The sequence below is a fragment of the Burkholderia sp. E168m23 genome, assembly GCF_016586125.1.
Taxonomy (GTDB): domain Bacteria; phylum Pseudomonadota; class Gammaproteobacteria; order Burkholderiales; family Burkholderiaceae; genus Burkholderia; species Burkholderia orbicola.
In genome coordinates this window covers 1-7,805 of sequence record NZ_BCPP01000245.1, presented here as the reverse complement: position 1 = coordinate 7,805, position 7,805 = coordinate 1, and the positions used below count along the sequence as shown (strand labels likewise).

Annotated in this window: 8 protein-coding genes; 4 read left to right on the top strand and 4 right to left on the bottom strand. The window is 66.0% G+C overall.

The features are described from left to right. From JMF90_RS14750 to JMF90_RS14735, 4 genes are all read left to right on the top strand, one after another. The coding region (locus JMF90_RS14750) for an A24 family peptidase (protein ID WP_201325194.1) at nt 1-373 on the top strand (373 nt) is incomplete at its 5' end. 1 nt (nt 374) lies between these two features. Further along, complete coding sequence (gene coaE, locus JMF90_RS14745) at nt 375-983, top strand: dephospho-CoA kinase (RefSeq protein WP_011544511.1); 609 nt, start codon at nt 375-377, stop codon at nt 981-983. Nucleotides 984-1,092: 109 nt separating this feature from the next. Next, on the top strand, nt 1,093-1,848 hold the full coding sequence (gene zapD, locus JMF90_RS14740) for a cell division protein ZapD (protein WP_012327858.1): 756 nt from the start codon (nt 1,093-1,095) through the stop codon (nt 1,846-1,848). Nucleotides 1,849-1,876: 28 nt separating this feature from the next. Next, nucleotides 1,877-2,077, top strand: coding sequence for a DNA gyrase inhibitor YacG (locus JMF90_RS14735; protein ID WP_125380855.1), 201 nt, complete (start codon nt 1,877-1,879; stop codon nt 2,075-2,077). 60 nt (nt 2,078-2,137) lie between these two features. Here the strand turns inward: JMF90_RS14735 and JMF90_RS14730 are convergent, their stop codons facing one another. The 4 genes from JMF90_RS14730 to secA form a co-directional block, all read right to left on the bottom strand. Continuing rightward, entirely contained in the window at nt 2,138-2,581 is a 444-nt protein-coding gene (locus tag JMF90_RS14730; protein WP_006487137.1) for an NUDIX domain-containing protein, read from the bottom strand. After that, nucleotides 2,578-3,447, bottom strand: coding sequence for an ATP-binding protein (locus JMF90_RS14725; protein WP_125380856.1), 870 nt, complete (start codon nt 3,445-3,447; stop codon nt 2,578-2,580). Before JMF90_RS14725 ends, JMF90_RS14730 begins: the two co-directional genes overlap by 4 nt. A 19-nt stretch (nt 3,448-3,466) precedes the next feature. Then, nucleotides 3,467-4,708, bottom strand: coding sequence for a bifunctional glutamate N-acetyltransferase/amino-acid acetyltransferase ArgJ (argJ, locus tag JMF90_RS14720; RefSeq protein WP_023477235.1), 1,242 nt, complete (start codon nt 4,706-4,708; stop codon nt 3,467-3,469). A 144-nt stretch (nt 4,709-4,852) separates the two neighbouring features. Further along, a complete protein-coding gene (gene secA / locus JMF90_RS14715; RefSeq protein ID WP_027809365.1) occupies nt 4,853-7,651 on the bottom strand; it encodes a preprotein translocase subunit SecA in 2,799 nt (932 codons plus the stop codon). Between the last annotated feature and the right edge of the window lie 154 nt (nt 7,652-7,805).

Sequence of the window (7,805 nt, the reverse complement as noted above, 5' to 3'; positions counted from 1 at the left end):
GTTGCTGTGGGCCGGGCTCGTGCTGAACCTCGGCGGCACTTTCACGTCGCTGCGCTCGGCCGTGATCGGCGCGATGGCCGGCTACCTGTTCCTGTGGTCGATCTACTGGCTGTTCAAATGGCTGCGCGGCATCGAGGGCATCGGTTTCGGCGACCTGAAGCTGCTTGCCGCGCTCGGCGCATGGATGGGCTGGGCCGCACTGCCGCAAGTCGTGCTGTTCGCGGCGGTGACCGGCGCGGTCGTCGGGCTCGTCGCGACCTGGCGCGGCCGCATGCGCTTCGAGGAGCCGATCCCGTTCGGCCCGTTCCTCGCGGCCGGCGGCGTCGCCACGCTGTTTTTCGGCACCCCTTTCTATGCGGCGCTCGGAGGCTGACATGTTTTCAGTAGGACTCACGGGCGGCATCGGCAGCGGCAAGACGACCGTTGCCGACCTGTTCGGCGCCCGTGGCGCATCGCTCGTCGATACCGACCTGATTGCCCACCGCATCACCGCACCGGGCGGCCTCGCGATGCCGGCGATCGAGCAGGCCTTCGGCCACGGCTTCGTGGCCGCCGACGGCTCGCTCGATCGCGCGAAGATGCGCACGCTGATCTTCAGCGACGACGACGCGCGCCGGCGCCTCGAAGCGATCACGCATCCGCTGATCCGCGCGGAGACCGATCGCGAGGCGCGCGAAGCACGGGGCCCGTACGTGATGTTCGTCGTGCCGTTGCTCGTGGAATCAGGCACGTGGAAGGCGCGCAGCAATCGTGTGCTCGTCGTCGACTGCCCGGTCGAAACGCAGATCGCGCGCGTGATGCGACGCAACGGTTTCACGCGCGAACAGGTCGAAGCGATCATCGCGCGCCAGGCGACGCGCGAAGCGCGCCTCGCTGCAGCCGACGACGTGATCGTCAACGACGCGGTCACGCCCGACGCGCTCGCCGCCCAGGTCGATGCACTGCACCAACGCTATGTCGGATTCGCGGCCGCCGCGCACTGAGCCTCGCACGCAATCGTGATGGTGTACGAAATTGGCGCGTTGCTAGGGTAGAGAGGGGGCATTAGAATGTCCTTCATTGTTTCAATCCCTACCCAAGAGGCGAGCGCGCTTGATTCTTTACGAGTATCCGTTCAACGAGCGAATTCGCACGCTGTTGCGTCTCGAAGATCTGTTCGAGCGCTTCGCGTTCTTTTTGGCTCAGGAGGACCCGCGTGAGCACCACGTCGCGCTGACGACGCTGTTCGAAATCGCCGAGGTAACGGGCCGCGCGGACCTGAAATCGGATCTGATGAAGGAGCTCGAACGTCAACGCCAGACGCTCGCCCCCTTTCGCGGCAATCCGGGCATCGAGCAGAACGCGCTCGAGGCCGTGCTCGGCGAAATCGAGCAGACGCTCGCGAATCTCGCGCAGATGCAGGGCAAGACCGGCCAGCATCTCGTCGACAACGAGTGGCTCGCCAGCATCCGCAGCCGCGCGGTGATTCCGGGCGGCACGTGCAAGTTCGACCTGCCGTCATACTACGCGTGGCAGCAATGGCCGGCCGAGCAGCGGCGCCAGGACATCGCGAAGTGGATTCTGCCGATGCTGCCGTTGCGCGACGCCGCGGCGATCGTACTGCGGCTCGCGCGCGAATCGGGTCAGGCGTCGAAGGTCATGGCGATGCAGGGCAGCTACCAGCAGATGCTGTCCGGGCGCAGCTACCAGTTGATGCAGGTGCGGGTGCCACCGGAGCTGCGCGTGATTCCCGAAGCGAGCGCCAACAAATACATGTTGTGGGTACGGTTCACCATGCAGGACGGCGACGTGCGGCCGCGTGCGGTGGACATCGACGTACCGTTCCATCTGACCCTGTGTAATCTGTAACGGCCGCGTGCCGGTTCAACGCTTTCGTATGACTACCGTTGTGAAATGTCCGTCGTGCGGCGCAGAAGTGCGCTGGACGCCTGAAAACAAGTTCCGTCCCTTCTGTTCGGCCCGCTGCAAGCAGCTCGACCTTGGCGCATGGGCCGCGGAAAAGTATCGGATCGGCGGCGCCTCCGACGAGGGTCCGTCGTCGGAAGAGGACAGCACGGACAACCGCCGCGACAGCTGAGCGGCGCGCGGTGCCGCCGCCCACTGATATGGCCCGCGTTTCAGACGGGCCGCCACGGCGTCATTGCGACGCCGCTTCCTTCTCGAGCAGTTCGAGCACCGGCAGCGCCGCCGGCAACAGCGGCGCGACCTCGACCGGCAGTTGCTGCCATACGAACGCCTGCCCTTCCTTGCTGTGCGGCTCGCCCGTCCAGCCCGTCACCTTGCAGAAATAGAGCCGCACGTACGCGTGCGGATAATCGTGCTCGAGCGTGTGCCACCGGTGGCTGGCCGTGACTTCGATGCCGAGTTCCTCGTGCAGCTCGCGCGCCAGCGCGTCCTCGACGCTTTCGCCGGCCTCCAGCTTGCCGCCCGGAAACTCCCAGTAACCTTCGTACGGCTTGCCCTGCAGGCGTTGCGCGAGCAGATAGCGCCCGTCCGGCTGCACCATCACGCCGACCGCGACTTCCGTCACCTTGCGGCCGTCCGGCGCCCGCACGGCGCCCTGTGCCAGATCCGCGCTCATGCCTGCTCCTTGCGACCCGACCAGTCACGCGCGAACTGCCACGCGACGCGGCCCGAGCGCGAACCACGCTCGAGCGCCCATACGAGCGCGTCGCCGCGTGCCGTCTCGATCTCCGTCTCCGGGCAGCCGAAGTGACGCAGCCAGTGCGCGACGATGTCGAGGTAGTCGTCCTGCTTGAACGGATAGAAACTGACCCACAGCCCGAAGCGCTCCGACAGCGAGATCTTCTCCTCGACGACTTCGCCAGGGTGAATCTCGCCGTCCGGCAGATGCTTGTACGACTCGTTGTCGCTCATGTACTCGGGCAGCAGATGGCGGCGGTTCGACGTCGCGTAGATCAGCACGTTGTCCGACTGCGCGGCGATCGACCCGTCGAGCGCGACCTTCAGCGCCTTGTAGCCCGATTCGCCGTCCTCGAACGACAGGTCGTCGCAAAACACGATGAACCGCTCCGGACGCTGCGAGATCAGGTCGACGATGTCGCCGAGATCGTGCAGATCGTCCTTGTCGACTTCGATCAGGCGCAGCCCGTCGTTCGCGTACGCATTCAGGCACGCCTTGATCAGCGACGACTTGCCGGTGCCGCGTGCGCCCGTCAGCAGCACGTTGTTGGCCGGCTTGAGCTGCACGAACTGCCGCGTGTTCTGGTCGATCAGCGCTTTCTGGCGATCGATGTTGTGCAGGTCGCCGAGCGTGATCGACGACACGGCCGGTACCGGCTGCAGGTAACCGCGCCCCTGGCGCTTGCGCCAGCGGAACGCATACGCCGCGTTCCAGTCGATGGCCGCCGGTGCGGGCGGCAGCATCCCTTCGAGACGGCCGAGCAGCGCTTCCGCGCGCGTCAGAAACTGTTCAAGCTTGTCCATGTCGTTCGAGCGCTCCCGATCAGGAGCGGTAATCCGCGTTGATGCTCACGTAATCGTGCGACAGGTCACACGTCCAGACGGTGGCCTGCGCGTCGCCACGGCCGAGCAGCACGCGGATCGTGATCTCGCTCTGCTTCATCACGCGCTGGCCGTCCTCTTCCTGGTAGGCCGGGTTGCGGCCGCCCGCCTTCGCGACGAGCACATCGTCCAGATAGAGGTCGATCTTGCCGACGTCGAGATCCGCGACGCCCGCATAGCCGATCGCCGCGAGAATCCGGCCCAGGTTGGGGTCGGATGCGTAGAAGGCCGTCTTTACAAGCGGCGAATGGCCGATCGCGTACGCGATCTGGCGGCATTCGGCGACGCTCTTGCCGCCTTCGACCTGCACCGTCATGAATTTCGTCGCGCCTTCGCCGTCGCGCACGATCAGTTGCGACAGCACCTGCGCGACTTCCGTCACCGCGTCGCGCAGCGCCGCATAGGCCGGCGAATCGGTCGACGTGATCGCCGGCAGCGTGCTCTTGCCCGATGCGATCAGGATGAACGAGTCGTTCGTCGACGTGTCGCCGTCGATCGTGATGCAGTTGAACGAGCGGTCGGCGACTTCCTTGACGAGCGTGTCGAGCACCGGCTGCGCGACGTTCGCATCGAACGCGAGGAAGCCGAGCATCGTCGCCATGTTCGGCTTGATCATGCCCGCGCCCTTGCTGATGCCCGTCAGCGTGACCGTGTGGCCGTCGATCGTCACCTGGCGCGACGTCGCCTTCGGCAGCGTGTCGGTCGTCATGATCGCCTGCGCGGCATCGAACCAGTTCGCGGCGTTGCGGTTCGCGAGCGCGGCCGGCAAGCCGGCCTTCAGACGATCGATCGGCAGCGGCTCGAGGATCACGCCGGTCGAGAACGGCAGCACCTGCGCCGGCTCGATGCCCGCGAGACGCGCGAGTTCCGTGCACGTTTCACGGGCGTTCACGAGGCCCGGCTCGCCGGTGCCCGCGTTCGCGTTGCCCGTATTCACGACCAGCGCACGGATGCCCGCGCCGCCCGCACGCACCTTCGCCAGGTGCTCGCGGCAAACGGTGACCGGCGCCGCGCAGAAACGGTTTTCGGTGAACACGCCCGCGACCGTCGCGCCTTCGTCGACGGAGATGACCAGCACGTCCTTGCGATTCGGCTTGCGGATGTTCGCTTCCGCCCAGCCGAGCGTGACGCCGGCGACGGGATGCAGTTGGGCGGGATCGATCGACGGAAAATTGACAGCCATGGGGCACACCTGCCGGATGGAAAATGCCGGCACGCGCCGGCATCGATTGGAAGAACCGGCGGCCGCACGCGCGGGCCGCCACAACTCACATCACTGACTCGAAGCTTCGAACGACGCGGCACGCATGACGCGCGCCGCCGCCGATCATGACAGCTTCCCGTGACATTGCTTGTACTTCTTGCCGCTGCCGCACGGGCACGGATCGTTGCGGCCGACCTTCGGCATTTCGCCGCCGGGGCCGCTGTGCGTCATCGCGCTGCCGACCATGTCGGCCGTCGCCGTGGCCGCCGCGGCTGCGGTGACGTTCGCGACCGGCGCGCCGGCGTCCGCGTAGTCGGCGTGCTGGTATTCGACGTTCTCGAGATGACCGCCGCGCTCCTCGATCTGCTCGGCCGCCTCTTCCAGCTGCTCCGGCGACTGGATCTGCACGTTCATCACGACGCGCGTGACTTCCTGCTTGATCGCGTCGAGCATCGCGGCGAACAGCTCGAACGCCTCGCGCTTGTACTCCTGCTTCGGGTTCTTCTGCGCATAGCCGCGCAGGTGGATGCCCTGGCGCAGGTGGTCGAGCGCTGCGAGGTGCTCGCGCCACAGGCGATCGACCGTCTGCAGCATCACCGAGCGCTCGAATGCGCTGAACGATTCGCGGCCGACCATCGCGACCTTCGCCTCGTACTGCTCGTCGGCGGCCGTCATCACGGCGTCGAGGATCTCCTCGGCGGTGATCGACGACGACTCGTTCACCATTTCCTGGATCGCGAGATCGAGCTGCCAGTCGTTGCGCAGCGCTTCCTCGAGCTCGGGCACGTCCCACTGCTCTTCGATGCTGCCTTCCGGCACGAACTGGCGGACGACTTCGGTGATCACGCCGTGACGCATCGCGGTGATCGTCTCGGTGATGTCGTGCGCCTCGAGCAGCTCGTTGCGCTGCTGGTAGATCACCTTGCGCTGGTCGTTCGACACGTCGTCGTATTCGAGCAGCTGCTTGCGGATGTCGAAGTTGCGCGCTTCGACCTTGCGCTGCGCCGATTCGATCGACCGCGTGACGATGCCCGCCTCGATCGCCTCGCCTTCCGGCATCTTCAGGCGATCCATGATCGAGCGCACGCGGTCGCCCGCGAAGATGCGCAGCAGCGGGTCGTCGAGCGACAGGTAGAAGCGCGACGAGCCCGGATCGCCCTGGCGGCCCGCACGGCCGCGCAGCTGGTTGTCGATCCGGCGCGATTCGTGGCGCTCGGTGCCGATGATGTGCAGGCCGCCCGCGGCCTTCACCTCCTCGTGCAGCGTTTCCCACTCGTCGTGCAGCTTCTGGATGCGGCGCGCCTTTTCGTCGGCCGGGATCGCATCGTCGGCCTCGATGAACGCCGCCTGCTTCTCCGCGTTGCCGCCGAGCACGATGTCGGTACCGCGGCCGGCCATGTTGGTCGCGATCGTGATGCGCTTCGGACGGCCGGCTTCCGCGACGATCGCCGCTTCACGCTCGTGCTGCTTCGCGTTCAGCACTTCGTGTGGCAGCCCGGCCTGCTTCAGCAGGTGCGACAGCAGTTCGGAGTTCTCGATCGACGTCGTGCCGACCAGCACCGGCTGGCCACGCTCGTAGCAGTCGCGGATGTCGCGGATCACCGCGTCGTAGCGCTCCTTGGCCGTCTTGTAGATCTGGTCCTGCTTGTCGATCCGCTTCGGCGGGCGGTTGGTCGGGATCACGACCGTCTCGAGGCCGTAGATCTCGTTGAATTCGTACGCTTCGGTGTCCGCGGTACCGGTCATGCCGGCCAGCTTCGCGTACATCCGGAAGTAGTTCTGGAACGTGATCGACGCGAGCGTCTGGTTCTCGCTCTGGATCTTCACGTGCTCCTTCGCCTCGACCGCCTGGTGCAGGCCGTCAGACCAGCGGCGGCCAGCCATCAGGCGGCCCGTGAATTCGTCGACGATGACCACTTCGCCGTTCTGCACGACGTAGTGCTGATCCTTGTGGAACAGCGTGTGGGCGCGCAGCGCCGCGTACACGTGGTGCATCAGCGTGATGTTCTGCGGCGCGTACAGGCTCTCGCCCTCGCCGATCAGGCCCCATTCGGCGAGCAGACGCTCGGCCTTCTCGTGGCCCGATTCCGTCAGGAACACCTGGCGCGCCTTCTCGTCGAGCGTGTAGTCGCCCGGCTTCTCGACGCCCGTGCCGTCGGCCTTCTCTTCGCCGATCTGGCGCTCGAGCAGCGGCGGCAGTGCGTTCATCCGCACGTACAGCTCGGTGTGATCCTCGGCCTGGCCCGAAATGATCAGCGGCGTACGCGCTTCATCGATCAGGATCGAGTCCACTTCGTCGACGACCGCGAAGTTCAGGGCCCGCTGCACGCGCGCGTCGGTCTCGTAGACCATGTTGTCGCGCAGGTAGTCGAAGCCGAATTCGTTGTTCGTGCCGTACGTGATGTCCGCCGCGTACGCCTGCTGCTTCTGGTCGTGCTCCATGCCGGACAGGTTGATGCCGACCGACAGACCGAGGAAGTTGTAGAGGCGCGCCATCCATTCGGCGTCGCGCTGCGCGAGGTAATCGTTGACGGTCACGACGTGCACGCCGCGGCCGGCCAGCGCATTCAGGTACACGGGCAGCGTCGCGACGAGCGTCTTGCCTTCGCCGGTGCGCATTTCCGCGATCTTGCCGTAGTGGAGCACCATGCCGCCGATCATCTGCACGTCGAAGTGCCGCATCTTCAGCACGCGGCGGCTCGCTTCGCGACAGACCGCGAAGGCCTCGGGCAGCAGCTTGTCGAGCGACTCGCCGGCCGCGACCCGCTGGCGGAATTCGTCCGTCTTGCCGCGCAACTGGTCGTCCGTCAGCTTCTCGATCTGCGTTTCGAGCGCATTGATCGTCGCGACGGTCTTTTGGTATTGCTTGACGAGCCGCTGGTTGCGGCTGCCAAAAATTTTCTGGAGAAAACCGGTTGTCATCGGATCGGATCCTGCGTCGCAGCACCGGCGCCCGGCGCGTGTTGCGCGCCCCGGCGCCCGAGCCTCGGCGGCTTAGCGAATTAGTGGACTCAAACGTTGAATTTTAGCACGCGGGGACGCGTGCGCCTGCGTCCTGGCCGGACGGGCATCGCGC